Genomic DNA, 1,416 nt, shown 5'->3' with positions numbered 1-1,416 from the left:
GGCCGGCCGCCGGTGCGGTGGGGGCGGCCTCGACGACGGCGTGGGCGTTGGTGCCGGAGATGCCGAACGAGGAGACGGCGGCGCGGCGGGGCCGGTCGGACGCGGGCCAGGGGGTGGCCTCGGTGACGAGGGTGACCGCGCCGGCGGTCCAGTCGATGTGCGGGGACGGCTCGTCGGCGTGCAGCGTGGCCGGGACGACGCCGTGCCGCATGGCCAGCACCATCTTGATCACACCGGCCACACCGGCGGCGGCCTGCGTGTGCCCGATGTTCGACTTGATCGACCCGAGCAGCAGCGGCGTGTCCCGGTCCTGCCCGTAGGTGGCGAGCAGCGCCTGCGCCTCGATCGGATCACCGAGCGTGGTGCCGGTGCCGTGCGCCTCCACCACGTCCACCTCGGACGGCGACAACCGCGCGTTGGCCAGGGCCTGCCGGATCACCCGCTGCTGCGACGGCCCGTTCGGCGCGGTCAACCCGTTCGACGCCCCGTCGGAGTTGACCGCGGTGCCCCGCACCACGGCAAGGATCCGGCGGCCCTCCCGCTGCGCGTCGGAGAGCCGCTGCACCAGCAGCAGGCCGGCGCCCTCACCCCAGCCGGTGCCGTCGGCGGCCGCGCCGAACGCCTTGCACCGGCCGTCCGGGGCCAGGCCGCCCTGGCGGGAGAACTCGGAGAACATGCCGGGGGTGGCCATCAGCGCGACGCCGCCGGCGAGCGCCATGTCACACTCGCCCGAGCGCAGCGCCTGCGCGGCCAGGTGCAGCGCGACGAGCGACGACGAGCAGGCCGTGTCGACGGTGACCGCCGGCCCCTCCAGGCCGAACGTGTAGGCGAGCCGGCCGGAGGCGACACTGCCGGCGGTGCCGGTAAGCAGATGGCCTTCGAGTCCGTCCGCGCCGGTGGCGGCGTATCCGGAGGAGGCGGCGCCGACGAAGACGCCGGTGGCGGTGCCGGCGCGGGTGGCCGGGTCGAGACCGGCGGACTCGAACGCCTCCCACGAGGTCTCCAGCAGCAGCCGCTGCTGCGGGTCCATGGCGAGGGCCTCGCGAGGGCTGATGCCGAAGAACGCCGGGTCGAAGTCGCCCGCGTCGGCGAGGAATCCGCCGTGGCGGGTGGTGGAGGTGCCGGCCCGCTCGGCGTCCGGGTCGTAGAGCGCGTCGAGGTCCCAGCCCCGGTCGGCCGGGAAACCGCCGATCGCGTCCCCGCCGGCGGCGACGAGGTCCCACAGTTGGTCCGGGGTGGCGATGCCGCCCGGGTAGCGGCAGGCCATGCCGATGACGGCGAGGGGTTCGTCGGTGCCGGCCGGTCCCGCCGCGCGGGTGGTCGGGGCGGCGGGCGCGGCGGCGGCGAGCCGATCGTGCAGGTGCGCGGCGACTCGGGCCGGGGTGGGGTGGTCGAAGACGAGCGTGGCGGGCAGCC

General features: G+C 76.3%; 1 protein-coding gene. It reads right to left on the bottom strand.

The genetic code is table 11. The features are described 5' to 3' along the window. Positions 1-1,416: type I polyketide synthase (locus HUW36_RS32855; protein WP_174531585.1), on the bottom strand; the 1,416-nt coding region annotated here is incomplete at both ends.

The organism is Micromonospora maritima, from assembly GCF_902825405.1.
Lineage (GTDB): Bacteria > Actinomycetota > Actinomycetes > Mycobacteriales > Micromonosporaceae > Micromonospora > Micromonospora maritima.
This window is presented reverse-complemented; position numbering and strand designations above follow the sequence as displayed.